Genomic DNA, 24,967 nt, shown 5'->3' on the forward strand with positions numbered 1-24,967 from the left:
TTTTTCATGGGCTTTCGGAGAGTCTCGCGGCGGGAGGATGCCGCCGCGTTGCGCCTCAGCTCTCGTCGAACAGGTCGCCCCCGCTGCTGCGCGGTGGCGTCACGCCCAGATGCCGATAGGCGGCCAGCGTGGCGATGCGCCCCCGAGGTGTGCGCTGCAGAAAACCCTGCTGGATCAGATAGGGCTCGATCACGTCCTCGATGGTGCCGCTCTCCTCACCGATCGCGGCCGCGACGTTGTCCAGCCCGACCGGTCCGCCATCGAAGCGGTGCACCACGGCTTCCAGCAGCTTGCGGTCCATCAGGTCGAAGCCGCGCGGATCAACGTCCAGCATGGCCAATGCCTTGTCGGCGATGGGCTTGCTGATCAGGCCGTCGCTCTTGACCTCGGCATAGTCGCGCACCCGACGCAACAGCCGGTTGGCGATGCGCGGCGTGCCACGCGAGCGCCGTGCCACTTCCATTGCGCCTTCGGGGGCAATGGCGGCGCCCAACAGTTGGGCTGAGCGGGTCACGATGCGCTGTAGTTCGGTGTCCGAGTAGAACTCCAGCCGGGCGACGATGCCGAAGCGATCACGCAGCGGGTTGGTCAGCATGCCGGCGCGCGTGGTGGCGCCCACCAGCGTGAAGGGCTGCAGGTCCAGCTTGATGGAGCGGGCCGCGGGGCCTTCACCGATCATGATGTCGATCTGGTAGTCCTCCAGCGCCGGGTAGAGGATTTCCTCGACAACGGGCGAGAGCCGGTGAATCTCGTCGATGAAGAGCACATCGTTGCGCTCGAGATTGGTCAGGATGGCGGCGAGGTCCTTGGGCTTTTCCAACACGGGCCCGCTGGTCTGGCGCAGGTTGACGCCCAGCTCGGCGGCGATGATGTGAGACAGCGTGGTCTTGCCCAGCCCTGGCGGGCCGAAAAGCAGCACATGGTCCAGCGCCTCGCCACGCTTTTTCGCGGCGCCGATGAAGATCTCCAGCTGTTCGCGGGCCTTGGCCTGGCCGACATAGTCGTCCAGCACCTTGGGCCGCAGCGCACGTTCGATCGCCTCCTCGTTGCCACTGGCGGGCTGCGAGCTGACCACGCGCGGCGCGGCGCTGCTGAAGTCGTCGGTCTGTATGCTCATGCGGGCGTCCTCGAGGTCAGCGCGACAGAGACTTGAGGGCCAGCTTGATGCCCTCGCTCACGCCCACATCGGCCGGCAGCGATTTCAGCGTGGCCGCCGCTTCCTTGTCGTTATAGCCCAGCGCCAGCAGGGCCTGCAGGATGTCGGCCTGGTTGTCGGTGGTGACCACAGCCGGCAGGCTGAGGTCGGGGCCCAGCTTGCCCTTGAGTTCCAGCAGCAGGCGCTCGGCTGTCTTCTTGCCGATGCCCGGAACTTTGGTGAGGCGCCCGCTCTCCTGCTGGCTCACGGCCTGCGCCAGTTCGCTGACCTGCAACCCGGACAACAAGGCCAGCGCCATGCGCGCGCCGATACCGCTGATCTTGATCAGCAGGCGAAAGGTGTGGCGCTCTTCGGCGGTGAGAAAACCGAACAGCAGGTGCGCGTCCTCGCGCACGATCAGATGGGTGAGCAGGCTGACCCGTTCGCCCTGGCCGGGAAGGTTGTAGAAGGTGCTCATCGGGACGTCGACTTCATAGCCGACGCCCTGCACGTCGATGAGCACCTGCGGGGGCGATTTCTCCGCGATCACGCCTGTGAGTCTGCCGATCATGGCCGGATTATCCGGCCAGCGGCACGCCCCCGGGCGGGGCGCGTCAGTTGCGGCTGAACAGCCCCAGGCGCTGCGCTTCCAGTGCCGCCTCAGCGCGCGAGGAGACGTTGAGCTTGCGGTAGATCTGCTTCACATAGTCCGCGATCGTGTGTCGCGACAGCCCCAGCTGCACGCCGATCTCCGGCAGCGTGAAGCCCTTGGCCACGCGCAACAGCACCTCGGATTCGCGGTCGGTCAGCGAGACCTCGTGCAGAGGCGCCACCTGCGGGCGGCGCTGTGCCGCGAAGTAGGCGATGACCTTGCGCGCGATCGACGGCGACAGCGGCGGCTCGCCCTGGCTGATGCGCTGCAACTGCTCCACCAACAGCTCGCGCGACTGCTCCTTCAGCAGATAGCCGAAGGCGCCGGCTTGCAGCGCGGGGAACAGGTGCTCGTCGTCGTCATGGATGGTGACGATCACGGACTGCACCTCGGGCTGCTTCTCGCGCAGCGCGGTGACGACGTCCACCCCCGAGCCATCGGGCAGGCCCAGGTCCAGCAATGCCAGCGTGAAGCGCTGGTTGTTGACCTGCTGCAGCGCGTCCTGGATCCGCGAGCATTCGGTGACGACGGCGTTGGCGAACACCTGCTTGACCAGCACCTTGAGCCAGGCGCGGATTTCCGGGATGTCTTCGAGCAACAGGATATGGTTCATGGCGTTCATTCTTTCTCAAGGCACCGGCGGCGCCCCCATGGCTCCCTTGCCATGGTGAGTTATCGACCCTGGCGGTCGCTCCTGCAACAGGAGCTCCCCCTGTTTCAGAGGGGAATCGTGAGGCGGATCACGGTTCCCCAGCCGGGGCCCGATTCCACCAGACATTGTCCGTGCATCTGCTTGGCGCGCGATTTCATACTGGCCATGCCATGGCCTTTGTCCAGGCGCCCGTCCAGCTCCATCGGGATGCCCTGCCCATTGTCCTGGATGACGACCCCGAAATAGCCATCCTGGACCGTGCAGCTGACCACGCAGTGCGTGGCACCGCTGTGCTTGATGATGTTGCTGACGGCCTCGCGCAGGATGCGCGTGGTCTGCACATAGGCGCGCGCGGGCAGTGTGTGCTCCACCTCCTCGGCCGGCGACTTCCATTCCGCCAGGATATTGGCCTGTGCCAGCCGCGAGACCAATTCCGCACGCCAGTCTCCCAGCGCGTCCAGCAGCTGCACCGGTTTGCCGGTCAGTCCCCGGACCGACAGGCGCATTTCCTCCAGCGCCTCGCGCGCCAGCGAGGAGATGCGCTCGGAATCGCTGGTGTGGACGATGGTCAGCAGCTTGGCGCCCAGGTCGTCATGCAGGTCGGCGGCGATGCGCTTGCGTTCGCGCTCGGTCACCTGCTCCAGCTTGGTCTCCGCCAGCTGGTTGTAATGGCGGTCCAGCTCGGCCATGCGCTCCTGCAGGCGCAGCTCGGCTTCATGCGCCTCCAGGGCCGCGCTGCGCAGCGCCAGGCCGAAGCTGTGCACATGCAGGTAGCCCACCATCAACAGGCTCACGGGTACCAGCAGTGCGCTGACCCAGCCCAGCCAGGGCAACAGCAGCAGGGCCACCAGGGCCACCAGCCAAGCCGAGGCCAGGCCCCACCAGACCGCGGAACGGCCTTCGCCCTGAGCCAGCTCCAGGGACGGGAAGGCCTGGGTGCGTCTCACGAGCAGGGCCCAGGCCCAGGCCAGCACCAGCTCGGCGCCCAGCAGCGCGGCCCACAGTGGCAGCATGCGCTGCGCAGCCCATAGCGCCGACAGCGGCACCAGCAGCAGAGCCTGGGTCGCGGCGGCGCGGCGCAGCCACAGTGCCCAGAACTCGTGGCCGCGCAGCATCGGCCACAGCGCGCAAAGGGCGCACAGACCGCCGAGCACCAGCGAGGCCGCGTCGTGCCAGGGCAGCAGCGGCGGCAGTTGCTGCAGCAACACCCAACCTGGCATCAGCGCCAGCACCCAGGTATGGCGCAACGGGGCCGGACGCTGTCGATACAGCAAGCCCAGCGCCAGCGCCAGCGCCAGAAGCATGGCCTGCAAGGCCTGCGGCAACAGGCCCGTGGCAGCGGCGCCGGGCGCGGTTTGTGCCAGCGCCGGCAATGGCAGACCCAGCGCCAGCAGGGATGCACGCAGGCCGAGACGATGGAGCGCCGCGTGTCGTGGAGTCCGTGGCGAGTGGGCGTTCAAAGAGCGTCGCATGGATCGCGATTGTGCAGGACTGCGGCGCTGCTGCGGCCCGGGTCAGCCCGGGCGACAATAGCGGCCGGGCGCTTGGGGCGCCCGGGCCTGGAGACTCTTCCATCTTGATCGTTCGACATCAGTTCAATTCCACCGATAACCAGCGTCTGGCCAATCTGTGCGGCACGCTGGACGACCATCTGCGCCAGATCGAGACGGCGCTGGACCTGCGCATCACGCGCCGCGGCGAGCAATTCCGCATCGAAGGGGCGAAGGCCGCGGCGCAGCGCGCGGTGCAGTTGCTGGACGCGCTGCACGAACGCGCGGACCGTCCCATCAAGCCGGAAGCCCTGCAGCTGGCCTTGGTGGAAGCCGCTTCGGACCTGATCCAGCCAGCGCGGGGCAGCGCCCAGCCCGGGCCGGCCGGCGGAGAGGGCGACGAGGTGGTGCTGCGCACGCGGCGCGCCGACCTGGCCGGCCGCACGCCTAACCAGCATCAGTACCTGCGCAATATCCTGTCGCATGACATCAGCTTTGGCATCGGGCCGGCCGGCACCGGCAAGACTTTTCTGGCGGTGGCCTGCGCGGTCGATGCGCTGGAACGTTCCACAGTGCAGCGCATCATCCTGACGCGCCCTGCGGTCGAGGCGGGCGAGCGCCTGGGTTTCCTGCCCGGCGACCTGACGCAAAAGGTGGATCCCTACCTGCGTCCGCTCTACGACGCGCTCTATGACCTGATGGGCTTCGACCGCGTGACCAAGGCCTTCGAGAAGGGTCTGCTGGAGATCGCGCCGCTGGCCTTCATGCGGGGCCGCACGCTCAACCACGCGTTCGTGATTCTGGACGAGGCGCAGAACACCACGCCGGAACAGATGAAGATGTTCCTGACCCGCATCGGCTTCGGCAGCAAATGCGTGGTCACCGGTGACACCAGTCAGATCGATCTGCCGCGCGGGACGACCAGCGGCCTGGTCGACGCGCAGCGCGTGCTGGCCAAGGTTCAGGGGATTGCGATGACCCAGTTCACGCGCGCCGACGTGGTGCGCCATCCGCTGGTGGCGCGCATCGTCGAGGCCTATGAAGCGCGGCAGGCCGAGCGCGATGCGGCCCGGCGCGAAGGGGGGGCCTCGTGAGCCGTCCTGCGCTGAGCCTGTCGCTGCAGTTTGCGGACCCGCGCCATCGCGCGCTGCTGCCGCGCCACAAGGTGCTGCGCTGGATGCGCGCGGCACTGGAGCTGCCCGGCGAGATCGCCGTGCGCATCGTCGATGCCGACGAGGGCCGCCGGCTCAACCACGAGTTCCGGGGCAAGGACTACGCCACCAATGTGCTGACCTTCGACTATGCGCAAGAGCCGGTGGTCGGGGCTGACCTGGTGATCTGTGCCGAAGTCGTGGAGCGCGAGGCGCGCGAGGCGGGCCTGGATCTGGCGGCCCACTATGCCCACATGCTGGTGCACGGCGTGCTGCATGCGCAGGGCTACGACCATGAAGAGGACGACGAGGCGGAGCTGATGGAGGCCCGCGAATCGGAGATCCTGCTGGGCCTGGGTTTCGCCGACCCCTACGCCGCGCGCTGAACCCGCGCGGCGCCGCGGCCGGTGCTCATGGCTGGGTGCCGAGGTAGCGCTTGCGCCAGAAGAACCAGCCCAGTCCCAGGGCCACCATCGTCATCACCAGCGCGGCGATCCAGAAGCCGCGCGCGCTGTGGATCAGCGGCAGCGCGTCGAAGTTCATGCCGAAGATGCCGGTGATCAGGTTCAGCGGCAGGAAGATCGCGGTCAGCACCGTCAGCGTGCGCATGATGTTGTTGGTGCGCTCGCCGGTCATCGAGAAGTGCATCTGCACCGCGGTCTCGGCGGAGCTTTCCAGCCGGCGCACGTGGCTCAGCACCCGCTCCACATGCTCCAGCACGTCGCGTGAGCGCACGCGCAACAGTTCGCGCTCGCGCTCGGCGGGCGCGTCGTGCGCGGGCCATTCGCTCAGCGCATCCATCCATTCCTGGACCGCGCTGCGCTGGTCCTCGCAGCTGTCCTCCAGCCGGTGCAAGGCATCCCGCGAGGTCAGCAGCACGCCCCAGTCCTTGAAGCGGCTGTGCGGATGCAGCAGCTGGCGCTGCAGCGCGGTCAATTCGCGCGTCAGCTGGCGGCGCAGTTCCAGATAGCCGTCCACCATGTGGTTGACCATGCGCAGCATCAGCTCGGCGGGGCTGGTGGGCAGCCGATTGCTTCCTCGTATGTCCCGCCCCTCATGCAGCTGGCCCAGCTTGACGGCGAAGTAGTCCCGCACCAGGCAGTCGCCCGGATGCACCGTCAGCAGCACATGGTCGAACACCGCGAAGCCGACCGGGTTGGTGTCGATGGCCTGCAGCAGCCGCTCGGCCGTCGCGGCGGTGGGGGTCTCGTCGGCGCCGGCGTTGCCACCATTGCCCGGTTGCGCGGTGGACAGCCGGCGGAACACCATCAGGTCGTACCAGCTGGTGTAGTCAAAGTGCGAGGGCAGCTGCGTGTTCAGCAGGTCGGAGACATGCAGATCCAGCAGCTGGCTGCCGGTCCAGCGCTGCAGCGCGGCCTGCACTTCGGGAAGCTGAGTCTCGAATTCGTGCCGGCTCAGTCCCACCCACAGAAAGCCCTCGTCCGGGCGATCCAGCGGCATAGCCGCCAGCTCGTTGAAGCGTTGCTCGCTGAGGTGGAACAGCCGCATCAGCGCTGGGCCTTGAGCAGGCGCGCTGCGTCGAGCGCGAAGTAGGTCAGGATGCCATCGGCACCGGCGCGCTTGAAGGCCAGCAGCGATTCCATCACGACCGCGTCGTGGTCCAGCCAGCCGTTGGCGGCGGCGGCCTTGAGCATCGCGTACTCGCCGCTGACCTGGTAGGCGAAGGTGGGCACGCGGAACTCGTCCTTGACGCGGCGCACGATGTCCAGATACGGCATGCCGGGCTTGACCATCACCAGGTCGGCGCCCTCGTCCAGATCCATCGCCACCTCGCGCAGCGCTTCATCGCTGTTGCCGGGATCCATCTGGTAGGTCTTCTTGTCGGCCTTGCCCAGGTTGGTGCGTGAGCCCACGGCGTCACGGAAGGGACCGTAGAAGGCGCTGGCGTACTTGGCGCTGTAGGCCATGATGCGGGTATGGATGTGACCGCCGGCCTCCAAGGCCTGGCGGACCGCGCCGATGCGGCCGTCCATCATGTCGCTGGGGGCGACGAAGTCCACGCCCGCCTGCGCCTGGACCAGGGCTTGCTGGGTCAGGATCTCCACGGTGCGCTCGTTCAGGATGTAGCCATGCTCGTCCAGCACGCCGTCCTGGCCGTGGCTGGTGTAGGGGTCCAGCGCGACGTCGGTAAGGATGCCGAGGTCCGGCACTTCTTTCTTCAGCATGCGCACCGCGCGCGGCACCAGGCCGTCCGGGTTGGTGGCTTCCATCCCGTCAGGCGTCTTCAGCGCCGGGTCGATGGCCGGGAACAGGGCCAGCACCGGGATGCCCAGTTCCACGCATTCCCGGGCCACACGCAGCAGGTGGTCCAGACTCAGGCGCGAAACGCCTGGCATCGATGGAATGGGTTCAGTGCGGTCCTGACCTTCATGGATGAAGACCGGCAGGATCAGGTCGCGGGCGCTCAGCGCATGCTCGCGGACCAGATCGCGCGTGAAGGCGTCGCGACGCAGGCGGCGCGGACGGCTGATGGGGAAGGGTGCGGGACGGTACATGAGGTCTGGGGGAAACTGTGACGAATGCCCTGGCGCGGCCCTTAAGTGAAAACCGCAAACACGCAAAGTCGACACTTCTGTTAAACTTGCTCCTGAATGATAACCGCGAGGTTGTTGTTCCCTGCTTTTCCTCCCTGAGCAGGAGCCTTAGCGTGATGACAGCGATAAGGCTTTCCCGCCCCAGCCTACGGCTGGGGCTTTTTTTTGCTCAGACGGGTGCCGGGATGGCCTGCGATGCCAGATCCGGAAGCTCCTCGGCCCTCCCCTGGGGAAGGTCCGGCCCCGAGTGTCCCTCGCTCCGCATGGCGCTGCAGCAGCTGCAGGGCGTTTAGCAGGCCCGCAACGTGGATTTCCTGTTCCAAAGCATCACCGGTGCGCGATGGCCGGCGGCGTGACTTTGGATATTGGTTGGATATTGGAAATATATTTGCGGCCGTTCATCCCATAGGGGGCAAGGTCATGAAGAAGCACGAGCGTTCGCACCCGTCTCCAGTGGGGCCGGCCGGGATCTGGCGGCCAGCTGCGCTCGCCTTGCTGGCGGCGCTGACGGGTTGCGGTTCGATGGACGCGGGCCCGGCCGGCGAGGCGGACCGGGTGCTGACACGCCGCCATGTCTGCTCGCCTTCGCTGCTGCTGCGATCCGAAGCGCTGGATGACGCGCAGTCGCGGCAGATCTGCGCGGAGCTGGCCGCCCTGGAGTCCCGTTTCCACGACCTGTTCGCCACCCGGGGCCGGCCCGTGCCGCGGGACGGCAATGTGCGGCTGCGTGCCAACATCTATGCATCGGTGGCCTCCTTCCGGCAGCATGCGGGGCGGCACTTCGACATGCCGGTCGACAACGGCGGCATGTATCTCGAAGGTTTGCCCGACCGGCCGGGCAACCAGGCCGAGTTCGTCGCCAACCAGCGGCCGGACGGCACGGTCCGCAACCTGGGGCATGAGTACGTGCACTACCTGGACGGCCGTTACAACCTCTATGGGGATTTCTGCGCGGTGTTGCACGATTCGCATGCGCCGCCCGAGAACTGCCCACGTCCCGCGCCATTGCGGCCCTACCTGGTCTGGTGGACAGAGGGCGTGGCGGAGTTTCTGGTCCATGGCGCCAACCACCCTCGGCAGCGCGAATGGGCGCGCGCGCGTAGCCACCAGCTCAGTGAGCTCTTCGATACCGGCTACGAAAGTGCCAACGGCGCCGAGCGCATCTATGGCTGGGGCTATCTGGCCGTGCGCTTCATGATGGAGCGGCACCGCGGCGAAATTGACCGCATGCTGGCCTTCACCCGCGTCGGCGACTATCCGCGCTACCAGGCGCTGGTGCGCGAATGGGGAACGACGATGGATGCGGAGTTCGACAACTGGTTGCGAGCGCTGGCCGACTGAGGCAGTCGTGCCGCCGATAATGGGCCGATGCTCTGGATCAAAGCCCTGCACATCATCTTCGTGGCGGCCTGGTTCGCCGGCCTGTTCTATCTGCCGCGCATCTTCGTCAACCTGGCCATGGTGCCGGGTGACAGCCACGCCGAGCGCGAGCGTCTGCTGCTGATGGCCCACAAGCTCTATCGCTTCAGCAACATGCTGATGCTGCTGGCGCTGGCGTTCGGGCTGACGCTGTGGCTTCACTATGGCATCGGCCGCGGACCGGGGAACTATTGGCTGCACGCCAAGCTCACGCTGGTGCTGGCGGTGGTCGGTTACCACCATGTCTGCCGGCGTCTGTTGCGCAACTTCGAGCAGCTCAACAACCGCCGCAGCCATCGCTGGTTCCGGGTGTTCAACGAGGTCTCGGTGCTGCTGTTCGCGGCCATCGTGATCCTGGTGGTGGTCAAGCCTTTCTGAACCCGCGATGCGCAGGCGCAGTTCGGCCACCTGGCTCGGCCTGAGCTATGGAGGGCTGGTGATCTATGCCAGCCTCTACCCGTTCTGGCCCTGGGTTTGGCCGCCCGGCATGGAGCCGGCCAGTCTGCTGCGCCTGCCCTGGCCGCGCTACTGGCCCAGCTTCGATCTGTGGGCGAATGCGCTGGGGTATTTCCCGCTGGGCTTCCTGGTCTGCGCCGCGTTGTTGCGCAGCCGGGTGCGCACGCTGCCGGCGCTGTGGTGGCCGGGGCTGGGGCTGCCGCTGCTGTCCTATCTGATGGAAGTGCTGCAGTACTTCCTGCCGCAGCGCGTGCCCTCGCTGGCCGACTGGCTGCTCAACAGTGCCGGCGCGGAAGCCGGCGTGCTTTGCGCCTGGCTGTTGCACCGCTTCGGCGCATTGGAGCGCTGGCATGGCTGGCGCGAACGCTGGCTGGCCCCGCACAGCGCGGGTGCGCTGGCCTTGCTGGCGCTGTGGCCCGTGGGGCTGCTGTCGCCGTTGCCGTTGCCGCTGGGGCTGGGCCAACTGCTGCCGCGCCTGCGCGTGTTGGCCGCCGAAGCACTCGAGGACACGCCCTGGGCCTGGCCGCCGAACGATGATTTACTGGCGCCGGCCCTGCCGCCGGGCCTGGAGGCGATCGCCGTGGCGCTGGGATTGCTGGCACCTTGCATGCTGGCGCTTTCGGTCACCCGGCCGGGCTGGCGTCGCGTCGTGCTGGTGCTGGGGGCGTTGGCGCTGGCGGTGCTGTTCAGCACCTGTTCCACGATGTTGAACTATGGCCCCGAGCACGCCTGGGCCTGGTTGTCGCCGGCCACGCTGCCGGGGCTGGCGGTGGGGTCAGGTCTTGCGCTGCTGGCCTGCCTGATGTCGCGTCGGGCCAATGCTGCTTGGGGGCTGGTGGTGCTCACAGCGATGATCGCGCTGATCAGCGAAGCGCCCACCGATCCCTATCTGCAGCAAAGCCTGCAGGCCTGGGAACAAGGGCGCTTCATCAACCTCTACGGGCTGGCGCAATGGGTCGGCTGGTGCTGGCCCTTCGTGACGCTGGGCTGGCTGATGTTCGGCGTGACGCAACGCGAGGCGCCATCCCGCCTGGGCTCTCGGTAAAAACCCTAGACCTCTACAATCCCAACCATGAGCTACTACGAGCGCCACATTTTCTTCTGCCTCAACCAGCGCGACAACGGCGAAAACGCCTGCGCCCAGCATGGTGCGCAGCAGGCCTTCGACCACTGCAAGGCCCGCGTGAAGGCCCTGGGCCTGGCCGGAATGGGCGGCGTGCGAGTCAACAAGGCCGGCTGCCTGGACCGCTGCGCCGGTGGGCCGGTGGCGGTGGTCTATCCCGAGGCCGTCTGGTACAGCTTCGTGGACAGCAGCGATGTCGACGAGATCGTTGAAAGCCATCTGAAGAACGGCCAGGTGGTCGAGCGGCTGGTGCTGCCCGACAACGTGGGCCGCTGAGGGCGTTGGGCGTGAACGCACAGACGCAGCGCCAGCAGATCGCCGGGCCGGCCGGCGAACTGGAATGCGCGATCGATGAGCCGGCCTCCGAGGCGGGCGGACCGCGCGGCGTGGTGGTGGTCTGCCATCCCAATCCCACCCAGGGCGGCACGATGGACAACAAGGTCGTGCAGACCCTGGCGCGCGCCTTCGTGCAGCTGGGATACCGCGTGGTGCGCTTCAATTTCCGCGGCATCGGCCGCTCGCAAGGCGGCTGGGACGAAGGTCGAGGCGAGGTGGACGATGCCCTGGCCGTCGTGCGGGCTTTTCGCCAGCCCGGACTGCCGCTGGCGCTGGCAGGTTTTTCCTTCGGCGGGTTCGTCGCCACGCAGGCGGCGTCAAGGCTGGACGAACCGGCCGAGCGCCTGCTGCTGGTGGGGCCGGCCGCGAGCCGATTCGACGTCGCCACCGTCCCGGCGGACACCCTGGTGATCCACGGCGAGGTCGACGACGTGGTACCGCTGTCGGCGGTGCTGGACTGGGCGCGCCCGCAGGCGTTGCCGGTCATCGTGGTGCCCGGGGTCGGGCACTTCTTCCATGGGCAGCTCCCGCTGCTCAAGAACCTGGTGGTGCGCAGCTGGCATGGCCCGGCTGCCCGGGCCACCTAAGGACTTTTGCTGAATGAAACGACTCCTCGTCTCCCTGCTGGGTGCGCTGTCCACCGTGGCCGCGCTGGCCCAGGCGCCCCAAGCTCCCGAGATCGCCGCGCGCAGTTATGTTCTGCTGGACCTGAGCGCCAACCAGGTGCTGGCCCAGCGCGACGCCGACGCGCAGAACGACCCGGCTTCGCTGACCAAGCTGATGACGGCCTATCTGGTGTTCAACGCGCTCAAGGAAAAGCGCCTGACGCTGGAGCAGCAGCTGCCCGTTTCCCAGCGTGCCTGGGACGAGCGCAAGGGCGATCCTTCGCTGATGTTCATCGATACCACGATGCGCCCCAAGGTGGACGAGCTGCTGCGCGGCATGATCATCCAGTCGGGCAATGACGCCTCGGTCGCGCTGGCCGAGGGTGTGGCCGGCACGGTGGAGCAGTTCGTCGCGCTGATGAACCGTCAGGCCCAGGCCTGGGGTCTGAAGAACACCAGCTTCCGCAACGTCACCGGCATCACCGAGCCGGGGCACAAGAGCAGCGCCCGCGACATGGCGGTGATCGCGGCCCACATCATCCAGGACTTCCCCGAGTACTACCCTTATTACTCGCAGCGCGAGTACACCTTCAACAAGATCCGCCAGCACAACCGCAACCTGCTGCTGGCCCGCGACTCCAGCGTGGACGGCATGAAGACCGGCTACACCGAGGCCGCCGGCTATTGCCTGGTCGCCAGTGCCCAGCGCGAGTTCCCCAATGGCAAGCGCCGTCTCCTCAGCGTGGTGATGGGCACGGCCTCCAAGGAGGCGCGCGCCAACGAAAGCCAAAAGCTGCTGAACTGGGGCTATGCGGCCTTCGACGCGGTGCGCCTGTTTGACAAGGGCCAGGTCGTGACCCAGGCCAAGGTCTGGAAGGGGACGTCCGACCAGGCCAAGCTGGGCGCGGCCGGTCCGGTCTTCGTCGCCGTGCCGCGTGGCGAGGGGGGCAAGCTCAAGACCGAGGTCCAGCGTACCGACCCGCTGGTGGCCCCGCTGACGCAGGGCCAGCGGGTCGGCACCCTGAAGGTTACGACGACGACGGGCGCGCCGGTGGCCGAGCTGCCGCTGGTGGTGCAGGAGGCCGTGCCGCAAGCCGGCATCCTGGGCCGCGCCTGGGATGCGATGCGCCTCTGGATCCAGTAAGCGCACAAGTCACTGCACGACGAGGCCGGGCTCTGCCCGGCCTTTTGTTTTCTCCCCGGTTTCCGCTTGATCCAGGGCGGACAAGAAGCGCCGGGCCAGCGTACAGTGGCAGTATTGCTGCCCCAGCGCTGGAGGTGTCCCGCATGAACCACTGGACCGAGTTGCCCTGCATGCTCAACGGCGAGCCTTGCCTGCTGGGCGAGGCCAAGGTGTCCGCGATGGACCGCGGCTTTTTGTTCGGTGACGGGGTCTACGAGATGGTGCCCGTCTACCAGCGTCGCCTGTTCCGCGTCGATGCCCATCTGGCCCGGCTGCAACACAGCCTGGCCGCCGTGAAAATGGCCTCGCCCATGGAGCGCGATGGCTGGCTGGCGCTGATGCGTGGGCTAGTCCAGCGCCTGCCCGATACCGACCAGTGGGTCTACCTGCAGGTCACACGCGGCGTGGCGATGCGCGACCATGTGATGCCGCAAGGGCTGGCGCCTACCGTGTTCGCGTTCGCGATGCCGCAGCGGCCGGTGCCGGCCGAACTGCGCCACCAGGGCGCCTCCTGCATCACGGCGCGCGATTTCCGCTGGGAGCGCGGCGACATCAAAAGCACCTCCCTGCTCGGCAACGTGCTGGCTCGGCAGATGTCGGCCGACCACGAGGCGCAGGAGACCATCCTGCTGCGCGACGGTTTCCTCACCGAAGCCTCGTCCAGCAATGTCTGGATGGTCAAGGACGGCGCACTGATCGGACCTCCCCGCAGCGAACATGTGCTGGAGGGCGTGCGCATCGAGCTGATGCGCGAGCTTTGCGAGGAGCTGGGGCTGGGCTTCAATCGGCGCCCCATTTCCGAGTCGGAGCTGATCACCGCCGACGAGATCATGCTCAGCTCGGCCACCAAGGAGGTGCTGGCCGTCACGCGGCTGGACCATGAGCCGGTGGGGCATGGCGCGCTGCGCGGCAAGCCGGGCCCGGTCTACGCCCGTCTCTACGAGGCCTACCAGCGCGCCAAGCCCTTGCAAAGCCTCTGAGTCGCCCCATCTGTGTTGCCATGAACGCCTACATCCCGCCCGAGCAGTCGCTGATCGAATACCCGTCCAAGTTCCCCATCAAGGTGATGGGCGCGCATGTCGAGGGTTTCGTCGAAGCCATCGTGATGGTGGCGCAGCAGTTCGACCCGGCGTTCGACCCCAGCACCGTGGAGCATCGCCCCAGCAAGGGCGGCAATTACCTGGGGCTGACCATCACGGTCACCGCGACCAGCCGCGAGCAGCTCGACGAGCTCTACCGCACGCTGACCACCCATCCCATGGTCAAGGTGGTGCTGTAGGCGCGGGCGCCTCGGCCAATTCCTTCAGCTTGTACGGGGCGGCCTCGTCGCCATTGCGCGCGGCCTGTTCGTACCAATAGCGCGCCAGACGCAGGTCGCGCTCCACGCCCAGGCCGCTTTCGTACATCGACGCGATCAGGTACTGCGCGCCCACGTCCCCGCTGCGTGCGGCTTCCAGGTACCAGTGCGCGGCCTGCGCCGGATTGCGCGGTGCCCCGCGGCCCAGGTAGTAGGCCGTGGCGGCCGCGACCTGGGCATCCGCGCTGCCATGCCGCGCCGCGCGCAGATACCAGGCCTGGGCCTGGGCGAGGTCAGGACGTCCCGCGGCGCCGTTTTCGTGAAACTGGCCCAGCGCCAGCTCGGCCCGCACCAGCCCGCCCGCGGCGGCCTTCTCCAGCCACTGGCGGGCCCGCCCGGCGCTGGCATGGGGCAGTTCGCCGCGCAGATGCATCATCGCCAGGTTGTACTGGGCCAGCGGGATGCCACGCCGGGCCAGTCGCTCGAAGCCTTGCGCGGCGCGGGGCCAGTCGTCCTGCGCGTAGGCGGCCAGCGTTTCCTCCATCCCCGCTTCGGCGGCTTGGACGGGTGGCGCCTGCATCAGCAGGGCGAACAAACAGGACAGCAGCGGAACGGGGTGCATCGCGGCGGACTCCTGGGCAGACTGCGCGCAAGCCTAGACGAAATGCTGGCGGACGTGCGCGGCGGGGTCTTGGGCGGGATCGAGGCCCGCTGGTCTAGGATGCGGGCCATGCAGATCAAGACACTGGGCCGGGTCGGCTACGAACCCACGCTGGCCGCGATGCGCGAGTTCACCGAAGGTCGTGGGCCCGACACCGAGGACGAACTTTGGCTGTGCGAGCATCCTCCCACCTACACCCAGGGCCTGGCCGGCCAGGCTGACCATGTGCTGGACGCCGCCGGCATCCCCATCGTGCAGACCAACCGCGGCGGCCAGGTGACCTACCATGGGCCGGGCCAGGTTGTGGCCTATCCGCTGCTGGATCTCAGACGGCTGGGCATCTTCGTCAAGGAGTATGTGTTCCGGCTCGAGGCCGCGGTGATCCAGACGCTGGACGCGTATGGCGTCACCGGCCTGCGCGTGGCCGGCGCGCCAGGCATTTACGTGCGGCTTGAAGAGCCCGGCGCCCATGCCCGGCTGGCCGGTCCGGTGCTGCCGGGCGACCCCTTTCGTGGCCTGGGCAAGGTGGCGGCACTGGGCATCAAGGTCAGCCGGCACTGCACGTATCACGGGCTGGCGCTCAATGTGGCGATGGATCTGAAGCCCTTCCAGGGCATCAATCCCTGTGGTTACGCGGGGCTGCAAACCGTGGACCTCGCTACACTTGGCGTTTACACCGACTGGTCCGATGTGGCCCAGCGCCTGGGCGAACGCCTGTCCGCGCTGCTGAGTCGCTGAACCTTCGTCCCGCCGACCGCCGCGCGTCATGCCTACCGAGAACACCACCCACGTTGCCCAGAGCGCCGACCAGTACGACGCTACCGCCAAGCAGAAATCCCAGGCGAAGACCGCGCGCATTCCAATCAAGATTGTGCCGGCGGAGACCTTGAAGAAGCCGGACTGGATCCGCGTCAAGGCCGGTTCGCCCAGCACCCGCTTCTACGAGATCAAGCAGATCCTGCGCGAGCACCAGCTGCACACGGTCTGCGAGGAAGCGTCCTGCCCCAACATCGGCGAGTGCTTCGGCCATGGCACGGCCACCTTCATGATCATGGGCGACAAGTGCACCCGCCGCTGCCCCTTCTGCGACGTCGGCCATGGCCGCCCCGACCCGCTCGACACGAACGAACCGCACAACCTCGCCAAGACCATTGCCGCGCTGAAGCTGAAGTACGTGGTGATCACCAGCGTGGACCGTGACGACCTGCGCGACGGCGGTGCCGCCCATTTCGTCGACTGCATTCGCCAGATCCGCCAGCAGAGCCCGGCCACGCAGATCGAGATCCTCACGCCCGATTTCCGTGGCCGCATGGATCGCGCACTGGACATCCTGAAGGCCGCGCCGCCCGATGTGATGAACCACAACCTCGAGACCGCGCCGCGCCTGTACAAGGAGGCGCGCCCCGGGTCCGACTACCAGTTCAGCCTCAACCTGCTCAAGCGCTTCAAGCAAGAGGTGCCGGGCGTGCCCACCAAGAGCGGCATCATGGTCGGCCTGGGCGAGACGGATGAGGAAGTGCTGCAGGTGATGCGCGACATGCGAGAGCACGACATCGACATGCTCACCATCGGGCAATACCTGGCCCCATCCGGCCATCACCTGCCGGTGCGCCGTTACGTGCATCCCGACACCTTCAAGATGTACGAGACCGAGGCCTACAAGATGGGCTTCACCCATGCCGCCGTTGGCGCGCTGGTGCGCTCCAGCTACCACGCCGACAAGCAAGCCCAACAGGCGGGCGTCGCCGCGCCCACGCAGGCCTGAACGGCCGGCCCTGCGCCACGGCTGACGCGTGTCTCGTTCCGGGAGAACGGATCGCCGGGGGCGGGTGGCCCCGGCCGGCGTACTCAGCCTTCGGCGAGCAGCTTTTCGATGATGCCGTGCAGCGCCGCGAAATCCGGCGCTCCGACATAGCGCTTGACGATCTCGCCGCGCTTGTTGATCAGGAAGGTGGTGGGCGTCAGCTGCACCTTGCCGAAACTCTTGGCGACCTCGCCGGTGTTGTCGATTGCGACGCTGAAGGGCAGCTTGCGCGTCTCGACGAAGTTGGCCACATAGGCGGGCGGGTCGTAGCTCATCGCCACCGCCAGCGTGTCGAAACCACGCCCCTTGAACTTCTCGTAGGTGGCGACCACCTCGGGCATCTCCGCGACGCAGGTGGTGCAGGAGGTGGCCCAGAAGTTGACCAGCATGACCTTGCCGTTCCACTGTCCGGAGTGCTTCTGGCTGCCATTGAGCAGCGTGTAGCTGACCTCCGGGCTGCGCGGACGCGGAGCCAGTCCCTCATAGGCGAGGAAGGCGCCGCCGGCGAGCGCGGCGACCAAGAGGACGGGACCGGTCCAGCGAGGCAGTTTCATGCGCAAAAGTGTAGTCCAGCCGGAGCGGCCGCGCATGACGCCCGCGTCAGAGGGATTTGGACAGCTCGAACAGCAGCACCGAGGGCAGCGCGTCCGCGATATTGGTCCGCGAGATGCGTGCCATGTGGTCGGAGGTGGCCGTGGAGAGCTGGGTCAGGTGCTCCTGATCCAGCACCTCGACAAAGCAGAAATTGGGCACCTCGCCGAGCACCTCGGCGCGCAGCCGCTCCAGGGCCGGGCCGCGCTGGGCGTTCTCGAACAGGATGCCGTGGGGCAGACCGTCCTGGCAGAACAGCGCGGCCTCGTCCATGTTGCCGACCACGTCGACAATCAATCCCATGTGGCGTATGGCCTCCTGGATCTGCACGCGCAGCTCGCGGCGCGGCGAGACGATCAGCAGATGGCATCCGGCCAGCGGCTTGGAGTTGTGCGAAGGCGTGGGGTCGTCGCGCGGACGCTCGGGCAGGGCCACGCCCGGCTCGTCGCTGAGCGTGTTGGGGAACTCCAGCGTCAGCACGGTGATCGAGGACTCGTCCTCGCGCAGCGGCAGCACGCCCATGGTGAGTGCGGTCTGCTCGACCAGGCGCCAGGTCAGCGAGTTCAGCAGCGGAGGAGGCGCCAAGTCCGCCCGTGTATCCGCCAGGTCCATGGCGCGGTGCGCGAAGCGGCATACCAGCCTCGCCTTGGCCGGCCACGGGGTCAGGTCCAGGCGCAGCTCCAGCGAGGAGTGGGTGTTGATCAGCGCCCAGTCCATCATCGCGTTGAGCAGCGAGAACAGCAGCGAGCCGTCGGCGATCACCTCGATGGGCTTGAGCACCTGGCGCACCTGGATGCCGCGCGCCTGGGTTTCGCGGCTGCGCTGGGCGAGCACGCCGCGCAGCACCTGGGTCAGATGCACCCGCTCGCGCGACAGCCTGAGCCGGCCGGAGGCCAGCCGTGCCAGTTGCTGGCCCACCATGCCCGCCTCACGGGCCAGCTGCACCGATTCCTTCAGCGTGCGCAGCCCCTGGCGGTCGATTTGTCCGGTGGCGCTGAGCTGATGGATGCGCTCCAGCGCCGCGCTCAGCGGTCCGGCGATCTCCGCGCCCAGCTGCTGCACGATCTCGCCCCATTGCGAGTCGCTGGGCCGCTGCGCCACGTCATTGGCGGCGGCCGGCGGGTTGAGGGGCGGGGTGGGGCTGGACATGGGATGGGGACTCCCGGGCACGGGCCGTGCCAGAGGGGAACATGTAACGCTTTGTTGAGGCGGACGCCATGGTCCGGGCGCCCCTGGTCAGCGTCCATCCCATGACTCGGGGGCGTCCGGTCGTCGGCTGGGAGGGCGTGAATTCTTCACGTCCGGCGCCAGCCCTGTCCGGGCCCGGCGTCCGTCCTGCGCACGCGATGAAGTGCCCGGCCTACAACGGAGCGGCGGCCAGCGCCAGCAAATGCTCGATCAGCGCCTGCGGGGCGCTGATCTGGGCGTCATGGCCGGTGGCGATTTCCAGCACCTGCCAGCCGGGCTGACGGCGCACCCGTTCGCGGGCGATCGCGACCGTGGGCAACGGCGGGTCGTTGCAATCGATGAAGCAACGCGGCAATGTGGCCAGGCGCTGGGGATCGAAGTCCAGCGGGCTGTCGTAGACGCCGCCCGGATGCGGTGTCTGCTGGCGTTCCACCCAGGCCTGGTCTTCGGGCGTGAGCCCCATGCCCGTGGCCGGGCTGGGGGGCAGATGGCCGAAACGGGCGATCAGCTCGCGCCGCAGGCGCTGGGTTTCGGGGCTGTGTCGGCTGGACCAGGATTCGCCTGGCTCCGGTACGACGGCGTCCAGGTAGACGAGGCGCGCCAGCCGCTGCGGCAGGCGCTGCGCCACGCCGGTGATCACCATGCCGCTGTAGCTGTGGCCGACCAGCATCACCTGCTGCAATTCGCCGCACTCGATGACGCGGACCACATCCTCGATGTGCGTGTGCAGCGTGATGCCTGCATGCGCCATGTGGCTGCGCTCGCCGACGCCGGTCAGCGTGACGGTATGCACCCGATGGCCGGCCTGCCACAACGCCGGCAGCACGCGTCGCCAGCACCAGGCGCCCTGCCAGGCGCCGTGGACCAGCACGATATCGCGCCCTTGGGGCGTCGCCGTCATCATCGTCATGCCACCACCCCCTGCTCGCGCAGGCCACGGATCCGGTCGGTGTTCAGCCCCAGTTCACCGAGCACCTCGTCGGTGTGCTGGCCCAGGAGCGGCGGCGCCAGGCGATAGCTCACCGGTGTTGCGGACAGTTTGATCGGACTGCCGACCACACGCAGCCCGTCGCTGAGCGGGTGCGGCATGGGCACGACCATGTCGCGGGCCTGCACCTGAGGATCGGCAAACACCTCGCCCAGGTCATTGATCGCGCCGCCGGGCACCTTGGCCGCTTCCATCGCGTTCAGCCAGTGCTGACGGGGCTGCGCCGCGATGCGCTCGGCGATCAGCGGAACCAGCTCCTCGCGGTGGCGCACGCGCTGGGCATTGGTGGCGAAGCGCTCGTCGGTGGCCCAGTCCGGGTGCCCCAGGATTTGGCAGAACTTGGCGAACTGGCCATCGTTGCCGACGGCGACGATCAGATGACCATCCCTGGCCTGGAAGACTTGGTAGGGCACGATGTTCTGGTGCGCGTTGCCCAGGCGGCGCGGTGCCTGGGCCGTGCAAAGGTAATTCGATCCCAGGTTGGCCAACATCGCCACCTGGGTGTCCAGCAGGGCCATGTCCACCACCTGGCCCTGGCCGGTGGCATCCCGGTGGCGTAGCGCTGCCAGGATGGCCACCGTGGCATACATGCCGGTGAACAGGTCGGCCACCGCCACGCCCACCTTCTGCGGGCCGCCGCCGGGCAGCGCATCGCGCTCACCGGTCACGCTCATCAGGCCGCCCAGGCCCTGGATCGCATAGTCGTAGCCGGCGCGGTCCTTGTAGGGGCCGTGCTGGCCGAAACCGGTGACGGAGCAAAACACCAGCCGCGGGTTGAGCGCCAGCAGCGTTGCGCTGTCCAACCCGTAGCGGGCCAGGTCGCCGACCTTGTAGTTCTCCACCAGCACATCGGCGCGCAGGGCCAGTTCGCGGACCAGCGCCTGGCCCTCGGGGCGGGCGATATCGATCGCGATGGAGCGCTTGTTGCGGTTGGCGCCCAGGTAGTAGGCGGATTCGGTGGTGTCCTGGCCTGCGTCGTCCTTCAGGTAGGGCGGGCCCCAGCCGCGCGTGTCGTCGCCGCCGGGATGGGCGCCCGTGGGCGGTCGCTCGACTTTGATCACGTCGGCGCCGAGATCGGCCAGGGTCTGGGTGCACCAGGGGCCGGCGAGCACCCGCGAGAGGTCCAGCACGCGCAGGCCTTGCAGCGCCTGCGGCGCTGCCGGGGAGAGAGGGGCTTGGCTCATGGCGGGCATTGTGCGTCAGCGCGGGTCGGGATAATGGGCCGATGCCGCGCGCTTCAACCCTGCTTCGCCCCGCCATACGTCCAACCGCGATGGCGGCATTCGCCGCGCTGGGTTTGGCGGCTTGCACGCCGGCGCTGGACTGGCGCGAGCTCAGCCCACCGCAATCTGGCGCCACGCTGCTGTGGCCCTGCAAACCTCTGCACCAAGAGCGAGAGTTGCCCGGCCGCTCGGGCCGCCCGCTGAAGATGGGTTTGGCGACCTGCGAGGCCGATGGTCGGCAGTTCGCGCTGTCCTGGGCTGACCTGGAAGATCCCGTCGATGTGGGGCCCGCGCTGCGCCGCATGCGCCAGGCCGTCGCCGACAAGCTCGATGTCCCGCTTCCGGCGCCCGAGTCCGGGGCGTCCGCCGCGCAGCCGATCGGGGCCACTCCCCAGCCCGAGGCGATTCAGCTGAGCCTCAGCGCCGCCCGGCCCGGACCTCGTGCGCACACCCAACTGGCCGTGTTCGCGCGCGGTCTGCGTGTCTATCAGCTGAGCATGTTGGGGCCTCGACTGGACGAGGCCACCTGGGCCCAGTGGCTGGGGTCGGTGCGCTTGAATTGAGTCGGGCGAAGAGAGGCGCCGGGCTTGTTCCGGCGCGTCCTCGCCAGGTGCCGATAATGCAGCCCATGCTAGGCCTGATGTTGATCGCCCATGCCCCGCTGGCTTCCGCGTTGAAGCAGGTGGCGGAACATGCGTTTCCCTCCTGCGCGCCGCAGCTGGCGGTGCTGGATGTGCCGCCCGAGATGGAGGTGGCCGAGATCCAGGCGCGGGCGCGGGCGCTGATCGCCGCGGCCGGCTACCGGGAGGTGCTGGTGCTGTGCGATGTGTTCGGTGCCACCCCATGCAACGCGGCCCTGGGTCTGCGCGAGCTGCCCGATGTGCGGGTGCGCGTGCTCAGCGGTGTCAACGTGCCCATGCTGTGGCGTTCGCTGTGCTACAGCGGCGAATCGCTCGACCAGGTCCTGCAGCGCGCCAGCCAGGGCGGTGCCCAGGGCATCGTGCCGGACGAACCCTCTTCAAACCCTGTCTCATGATCAAGACCACGCTCACCATCAGCAACAAGCTGGGCCTGCATGCCCGCGCCTCGGCCAAGCTGACCAAGCTGGCGGGTGGATTCCGCTCCGAGGTGTTCCTGAGTCGCAACGGTCGCCGTGTCAACGCCAAGAGCATCATGGGCGTGATGATGCTGGCGGCCGGCATGGGCTCCCTGGTCGAGCTCGAGGTGGAAGGCGAAGATGAGCAGGCCGCCAGCGATGCCATCACCGCGCTGGTGAACGACAAGTTCGGCGAAGGCCAGTGAGCAACAGGCCTTCGCCGCGCTGCGCGGCGTTGCTCAGGCGCCCAGGAAATGGCGCCGGTACCGAGCCGGCAGATCGGCGATGCGCATGATCATCGGCAGGTCCGCGGTATTGAAGTCGGGGTCCCAGGCCGGCCGGCCCAGGATGCGGGCACCGCAGCGCAGATAGCCCTTGATCAGCGGCGGAGGCTCCACCTGCAGGTCCTGGCGCAGCTCATCCACCGGCAGCGGCAGGCGCGGACGCACTTGCCATTCGATCGGCGCCATGTGGCTGGTCTGCAGCTGCTTCCACAGGCTGGCGGCATAGTGGCCTCCGTCGCGCATGCTGACGCTGGCGCAGCCGATCATGGTGTCCAGATCGTTGCGCACCATGAATTCGGCCAGCGCGCCCCACAGCGCCATGATGGCGCCGCCGCTGCGGTGGTCTGGATGCACGCAGGAGCGACCCAGTTCCACCATCCGCGAGCGCAGGCCGCGCAGCCGCGTCAGGTCGAATTCGGTGTCGCTGTACAGGCCGCCGGCTCGCCTTGCGGCCTCGGGCGTGAGCACGCGGTAAGTGCCGATCACCTGGGCCGGCCGACCCTGCTCGTCCAGTGTGCGCACCAGCAGGTGCTCGCAGAAGGAGTCGAACATGTCGACATCGTGGCCCGCCGGCGTGCCCAGTGGCGGGCTCAGTCGGGCGCCCATCTCGTCGACGAAGACCTGGTATCTCAGCTGCTGAGCCTGGCGGACTTCCTCCTGCGTGCGAGCCCAGCACACATCGAGGCGAACACGCGCAGCCGACCGGTCCAGGTCCGGCGCGCTTGGAAGTGACCTCCGCGACGCCGCGTCCGGGCGCAGTTCCGAGAAGGGCAGGGTGGGCAGCGGAAGTTCCCTCATGGGTGGCCTCGTCAACGGTGATGCCCGGCATGCTCGGCCGCCGCGGTGACCTCGCCGTGACTGCGGGATGACGGAGTCGTGACGGTCTGCGCCGGGCGGATGGGCCTTGGTGCCGTGAGGACGCGGGGCGCTGCTACAGTCGGCGCATGAGCTTCCAGGTCTTTGGCATCCCCGTGTCCCGGGGCGTCGCGATCGGCCGCGCTGTGCTGGTGGCCTCCAGCCGGCTGGACGTCGCCCATTACTTCATTCAGTCCGGCGAGGCCGATTCGGAGATCGCCCGGCTGGGCCGCGGCCGCGATGCCGTGGCGCGGGAGCTGCAATCCATCAAGGACGACCTGCCCGGCGACGCGCCCCAGGAGCTGGCGGCACTGTTGGATGTGCACCAGATGCTGCTGCACGACGAAGCCCTGATCGAGGCCGCGCATCATTGGATCCTGGAGCGGCACTACAACGCCGAGTGGGCTCTATCCGCCCAGCTGGAAGTGCTGGCGCGCCAGTTCGACGAGATGGACGACGACTACCTGCGCGAGCGCAAGGCCGACCTGGAGCAGGTGGTCGAGCGCATCCTCGCAGCGATGGTGGCCCAGCAAGGCAAGGTGCCGGCGGGCACGGCGGCCGTCGTGCAGCGCGACTTCGGCGGCGAGGACCCGCTGCTACTGGTGGCGGCCGACATCGCGCCGGCCGACATGATGCAGTTCAAGCGCAGCGTGTTCCAAGGCTTCATCACGGACATTGGCGGCAAGACCTCGCACACCGCCATCGTCGCGCGCAGCATGGATATCCCGGCCGTGGTCGGCACGCGCGAGGCCTCCCGGCTGATCCGACAGGACGACTGGGTCATCATCGACGGCGACGCCGGTACGGTGATCGTCAATCCTTCGCCCATCGTGCTGGAGGAGTACCGTTTTCGGCAACGCCAGGCCGAGCTGGAGCGGGCGCGTCTGGCCCGGTTGCGCCATACCCCCGCGATCACGCTGGACGGTCAGCGCATTGAGCTGCATGCCAATATCGAGCTGCCGGCGGACGCGGCCTCGGCCGTTGACGCTGGCGCCACCGGCGTGGGGCTGTTCCGCACCGAGTTCCTGTTCATGAACAGAGATGGAGACCTTCCCGGCGAAGAAGAGCAGTTCGAGGCCTACCGCGCCGCCGTCGAGGCGATGCGCGGCATGCCCGTCACCATACGCACCGTCGATGTCGGGGCGGACAAGCCGCTGGAGCGGCTGACCATCGCCGAATTGCGCCACGAACACGTGCTGAACCCGGCCATGGGGCTGCGCGCGATACGCTGGAGCTTGGCTGAGCCCAGCATGTTCCGCCAGCAGTTGCGCGCCATTTACCGGGCCAGCGCCTTCGGCAAGGTGCGGTTGCTGGTTCCCATGGTGGCCCACCTCGGCGAGTTGCGCCAGATTCACGAGGTGATCAAGCGCGTGCAGCAGCAACTGACGGATGCGGGCCAGGCCTTCACCGCGGTTGAACTGGGCGTGATGATCGAAGTGCCTGCGGCGGCCGTCATGTTGCCGTTGATGCTGCCTCATGTGGACTTCATCTCCATAGGCACCAACGATCTCATCCAGTACACGCTGGCGATCGACCGCGCCGACGAATCCGTTGCCCATTTGTATGACCCCTGGCATCCGGCGGTGCTGCAGTTGATCGCCAGTTCCATCCGGCAGGCCCAGGGCGTCGGCAAGTCCGTCAGCGTTTGCGGAGAAATGGCGGGTGACGCTGCCTTCACCGATCTGCTGCTGGCCATGGGGCTGACCAGCTTCTCCATGCATCCGTCGCAGATTCCGTCCGTGAAGCAGCGCATCCTGCGCGCGGACATGGGGCGTCTGAGTGGGCTGCTGCCGCCCATCCTCGCCAGTGGCGACCCACAGCGAGAGGCTGAACTCGTGTTCCGCCAGGCGGTTCGGCTCCACTGAACACCGCCTGCACACGGCTCTGTCTTGGGCCATGTTCTGGATTCTTTTCCTCCACTCTTGCGGTGATCGGAAAAAGCGTGCTACAGTCACTGTCTTCGCTGATCACTGCCACGCAAAACAAGCCGGCAAGATCAACGAAGCGACCGCAAGCGGTGTGCAGTCTGAATAAGAAATGCGCGCCGCAGGTTCGATCCCAAGCCGGGGTTGGCGGGCTGGATATTCAAGCGGTAATGCTGATTTGAATGTCCCGACAGATTGAAAACGAAAGTTTGAAAATTTGTTGAAAAATAGCTTGACGACTTCTGAAGTTTGAGACAGAATCTCGGTCTTCGCTGATGTTGATCAGCGACGCGAAGCC

General features: G+C 67.5%; 28 protein-coding genes. 16 read left to right on the forward strand and 12 right to left on the reverse strand.

The genetic code is table 11. From position 1 onward, the window contains the following. Nucleotides 1–55: 55 nt before the first annotated feature. The 4 genes from ruvB to LZ017_RS21505 form a co-directional block, all read right to left on the reverse strand. Nucleotides 56–1,117, reverse strand: coding sequence for a Holliday junction branch migration DNA helicase RuvB (gene ruvB, locus LZ017_RS21490; RefSeq protein ID WP_241398980.1), 1,062 nt, complete (start codon nucleotides 1,115–1,117; stop codon nucleotides 56–58). Between the two features lie 16 nt (nucleotides 1,118–1,133). After that, nucleotides 1,134–1,706: a Holliday junction branch migration protein RuvA gene (ruvA, locus tag LZ017_RS21495; protein ID WP_241398981.1), complete on the reverse strand. Its 573-nt coding sequence runs from the start codon at nucleotides 1,704–1,706 to the stop codon at nucleotides 1,134–1,136. A gap of 43 nt (nucleotides 1,707–1,749) precedes the next feature. Further along, complete coding sequence (locus LZ017_RS21500; RefSeq protein ID WP_241398982.1) at nucleotides 1,750–2,400, reverse strand: response regulator transcription factor; 651 nt, start codon at nucleotides 2,398–2,400, stop codon at nucleotides 1,750–1,752. Between the two features lie 104 nt (nucleotides 2,401–2,504). After that, nucleotides 2,505–3,743, reverse strand: a complete 1,239-nt coding sequence (locus tag LZ017_RS21505) for a sensor histidine kinase (RefSeq protein WP_277604843.1) — start codon at nucleotides 3,741–3,743, stop codon at nucleotides 2,505–2,507. Between the two features lie 272 nt (nucleotides 3,744–4,015). Here LZ017_RS21505 and LZ017_RS21510 point away from each other — a divergent pair, with 272 nt between their 5' ends. Continuing rightward, the gene (locus LZ017_RS21510; protein WP_241398983.1) at nucleotides 4,016–5,023 is read left to right on the forward strand and encodes a PhoH family protein; all 1,008 of its coding nucleotides are present in this window, start codon (nucleotides 4,016–4,018) and stop codon (nucleotides 5,021–5,023) included. Then, entirely contained in the window at nucleotides 5,020–5,466 is a 447-nt protein-coding gene (gene ybeY, locus LZ017_RS21515; protein WP_241398984.1) for an rRNA maturation RNase YbeY, read from the forward strand. The genes LZ017_RS21510 and ybeY overlap by 4 nt, the downstream gene beginning before the upstream one ends. A 25-nt stretch (nucleotides 5,467–5,491) precedes the next feature. Here ybeY and LZ017_RS21520 read toward each other — a convergent pair whose 3' ends face one another. Together LZ017_RS21520 and hemB are read right to left on the reverse strand one after the other, a co-directional pair. Further along, the gene (locus LZ017_RS21520; protein ID WP_241398985.1) at nucleotides 5,492–6,589 is read right to left on the reverse strand and encodes a magnesium transporter CorA family protein; all 1,098 of its coding nucleotides are present in this window, start codon (nucleotides 6,587–6,589) and stop codon (nucleotides 5,492–5,494) included. Next, a complete protein-coding gene (hemB, locus tag LZ017_RS21525) occupies nucleotides 6,589–7,596 on the reverse strand; it encodes a porphobilinogen synthase (RefSeq protein ID WP_241398986.1) in 1,008 nt (335 codons plus the stop codon). Before hemB ends, LZ017_RS21520 begins: the two co-directional genes overlap by 1 nt. A gap of 459 nt (nucleotides 7,597–8,055) precedes the next feature. Between hemB and LZ017_RS21530 the strand changes: the two genes are divergently transcribed. From LZ017_RS21530 to LZ017_RS21565, 8 genes are all read left to right on the forward strand, one after another. Next, entirely contained in the window at nucleotides 8,056–8,976 is a 921-nt protein-coding gene (locus LZ017_RS21530; protein WP_241398987.1) for a collagenase, read from the forward strand. 27 nt (nucleotides 8,977–9,003) lie between these two features. Continuing rightward, a complete protein-coding gene (locus tag LZ017_RS21535) occupies nucleotides 9,004–9,432 on the forward strand; it encodes a CopD family protein (protein WP_241398988.1) in 429 nt (142 codons plus the stop codon). 7 nt (nucleotides 9,433–9,439) lie between these two features. Further along, complete coding sequence (locus LZ017_RS21540; RefSeq protein ID WP_241398989.1) at nucleotides 9,440–10,555, forward strand: VanZ family protein; 1,116 nt, start codon at nucleotides 9,440–9,442, stop codon at nucleotides 10,553–10,555. Nucleotides 10,556–10,582: 27 nt separating this feature from the next. Further along, nucleotides 10,583–10,909 (forward strand): (2Fe-2S) ferredoxin domain-containing protein, encoded by a 327-nt coding sequence (locus LZ017_RS21545; protein WP_241398990.1) that lies wholly within the window; start codon nucleotides 10,583–10,585, stop codon nucleotides 10,907–10,909. 11 nt (nucleotides 10,910–10,920) lie between these two features. After that, nucleotides 10,921–11,556: an alpha/beta hydrolase gene (locus tag LZ017_RS21550; RefSeq protein ID WP_241398991.1), complete on the forward strand. Its 636-nt coding sequence runs from the start codon at nucleotides 10,921–10,923 to the stop codon at nucleotides 11,554–11,556. 13 nt (nucleotides 11,557–11,569) lie between these two features. After that, on the forward strand, nucleotides 11,570–12,718 hold the full coding sequence (locus LZ017_RS21555; RefSeq protein WP_241398992.1) for a D-alanyl-D-alanine carboxypeptidase family protein: 1,149 nt from the start codon (nucleotides 11,570–11,572) through the stop codon (nucleotides 12,716–12,718). Nucleotides 12,719–12,861: 143 nt separating this feature from the next. Beyond that, nucleotides 12,862–13,737, forward strand: a complete 876-nt coding sequence (locus LZ017_RS21560) for a D-amino acid aminotransferase (RefSeq protein ID WP_241398993.1) — start codon at nucleotides 12,862–12,864, stop codon at nucleotides 13,735–13,737. Between the two features lie 20 nt (nucleotides 13,738–13,757). Next, on the forward strand, nucleotides 13,758–14,036 hold the full coding sequence (locus LZ017_RS21565; protein ID WP_241398994.1) for a DUF493 family protein: 279 nt from the start codon (nucleotides 13,758–13,760) through the stop codon (nucleotides 14,034–14,036). On the opposite strand, the gene LZ017_RS21570 is transcribed toward LZ017_RS21565, so the two are convergent. Then, complete coding sequence (locus tag LZ017_RS21570; RefSeq protein WP_241398995.1) at nucleotides 14,020–14,676, reverse strand: sel1 repeat family protein; 657 nt, start codon at nucleotides 14,674–14,676, stop codon at nucleotides 14,020–14,022. The two genes, LZ017_RS21565 and LZ017_RS21570, sit on opposite strands and share 17 nt — an antisense overlap. A 108-nt stretch (nucleotides 14,677–14,784) precedes the next feature. On the opposite strand from LZ017_RS21570, the gene lipB reads away from it, so the two are divergent. Together lipB and lipA are read left to right on the forward strand one after the other, a co-directional pair. Further along, complete coding sequence (gene lipB, locus LZ017_RS21575; RefSeq protein WP_241398996.1) at nucleotides 14,785–15,453, forward strand: lipoyl(octanoyl) transferase LipB; 669 nt, start codon at nucleotides 14,785–14,787, stop codon at nucleotides 15,451–15,453. A 28-nt stretch (nucleotides 15,454–15,481) separates the two neighbouring features. Beyond that, a complete protein-coding gene (gene lipA, locus LZ017_RS21580) occupies nucleotides 15,482–16,480 on the forward strand; it encodes a lipoyl synthase (RefSeq protein ID WP_241398997.1) in 999 nt (332 codons plus the stop codon). A gap of 83 nt (nucleotides 16,481–16,563) precedes the next feature. Here lipA and LZ017_RS21585 read toward each other — a convergent pair whose 3' ends face one another. From LZ017_RS21585 to LZ017_RS21600, 4 genes are all read right to left on the reverse strand, one after another. Beyond that, nucleotides 16,564–17,073 carry a TlpA disulfide reductase family protein gene (locus tag LZ017_RS21585; RefSeq protein ID WP_241398998.1) on the reverse strand — a complete coding sequence of 170 codons (510 nt, stop codon included), beginning with the start codon at nucleotides 17,071–17,073 and terminating at the stop codon, nucleotides 16,564–16,566. Nucleotides 17,074–17,119: 46 nt separating this feature from the next. After that, nucleotides 17,120–18,259 (reverse strand): hypothetical protein, encoded by a 1,140-nt coding sequence (locus tag LZ017_RS21590; protein WP_241398999.1) that lies wholly within the window; start codon nucleotides 18,257–18,259, stop codon nucleotides 17,120–17,122. Between the two features lie 211 nt (nucleotides 18,260–18,470). After that, complete coding sequence (locus LZ017_RS21595) at nucleotides 18,471–19,208, reverse strand: alpha/beta fold hydrolase (RefSeq protein ID WP_241399000.1); 738 nt, start codon at nucleotides 19,206–19,208, stop codon at nucleotides 18,471–18,473. Next, nucleotides 19,205–20,470: a CaiB/BaiF CoA-transferase family protein gene (locus LZ017_RS21600; protein WP_241399001.1), complete on the reverse strand. Its 1,266-nt coding sequence runs from the start codon at nucleotides 20,468–20,470 to the stop codon at nucleotides 19,205–19,207. Before LZ017_RS21600 ends, LZ017_RS21595 begins: the two co-directional genes overlap by 4 nt. Before the next feature lie 89 nt (nucleotides 20,471–20,559). Here LZ017_RS21600 and LZ017_RS21605 point away from each other — a divergent pair, with 89 nt between their 5' ends. Genes LZ017_RS21605 through LZ017_RS21615 form a run of 3 tightly spaced genes read left to right on the forward strand, consistent with a single transcriptional unit; the run spans nucleotide 20,560 to nucleotide 21,811 of the window. Continuing rightward, nucleotides 20,560–21,072 carry a hypothetical protein gene (locus LZ017_RS21605; RefSeq protein ID WP_241399002.1) on the forward strand — a complete coding sequence of 171 codons (513 nt, stop codon included), beginning with the start codon at nucleotides 20,560–20,562 and terminating at the stop codon, nucleotides 21,070–21,072. 56 nt (nucleotides 21,073–21,128) lie between these two features. Continuing rightward, nucleotides 21,129–21,545: a PTS fructose transporter subunit IIA gene (locus LZ017_RS21610; protein WP_241399003.1), complete on the forward strand. Its 417-nt coding sequence runs from the start codon at nucleotides 21,129–21,131 to the stop codon at nucleotides 21,543–21,545. Next, nucleotides 21,542–21,811 carry an HPr family phosphocarrier protein gene (locus LZ017_RS21615; protein ID WP_241399004.1) on the forward strand — a complete coding sequence of 90 codons (270 nt, stop codon included), beginning with the start codon at nucleotides 21,542–21,544 and terminating at the stop codon, nucleotides 21,809–21,811. Before LZ017_RS21610 ends, LZ017_RS21615 begins: the two co-directional genes overlap by 4 nt. 33 nt (nucleotides 21,812–21,844) lie before the next feature. On the opposite strand, the gene LZ017_RS21620 is transcribed toward LZ017_RS21615, so the two are convergent. Continuing rightward, nucleotides 21,845–22,687 carry a GNAT family N-acetyltransferase gene (locus LZ017_RS21620; RefSeq protein WP_241399005.1) on the reverse strand — a complete coding sequence of 281 codons (843 nt, stop codon included), beginning with the start codon at nucleotides 22,685–22,687 and terminating at the stop codon, nucleotides 21,845–21,847. A gap of 146 nt (nucleotides 22,688–22,833) precedes the next feature. Here LZ017_RS21620 and ptsP point away from each other — a divergent pair, with 146 nt between their 5' ends. Next, a complete protein-coding gene (gene ptsP / locus LZ017_RS21625) occupies nucleotides 22,834–24,609 on the forward strand; it encodes a phosphoenolpyruvate--protein phosphotransferase (protein ID WP_241399006.1) in 1,776 nt (591 codons plus the stop codon). Nucleotides 24,610–24,967 lie beyond the last annotated feature (358 nt).

Origin of the sequence: Pelomonas sp. CA6 (assembly GCF_022549225.1) — a bacterium.
Lineage (GTDB): Bacteria > Pseudomonadota > Gammaproteobacteria > Burkholderiales > Burkholderiaceae_C > Roseateles.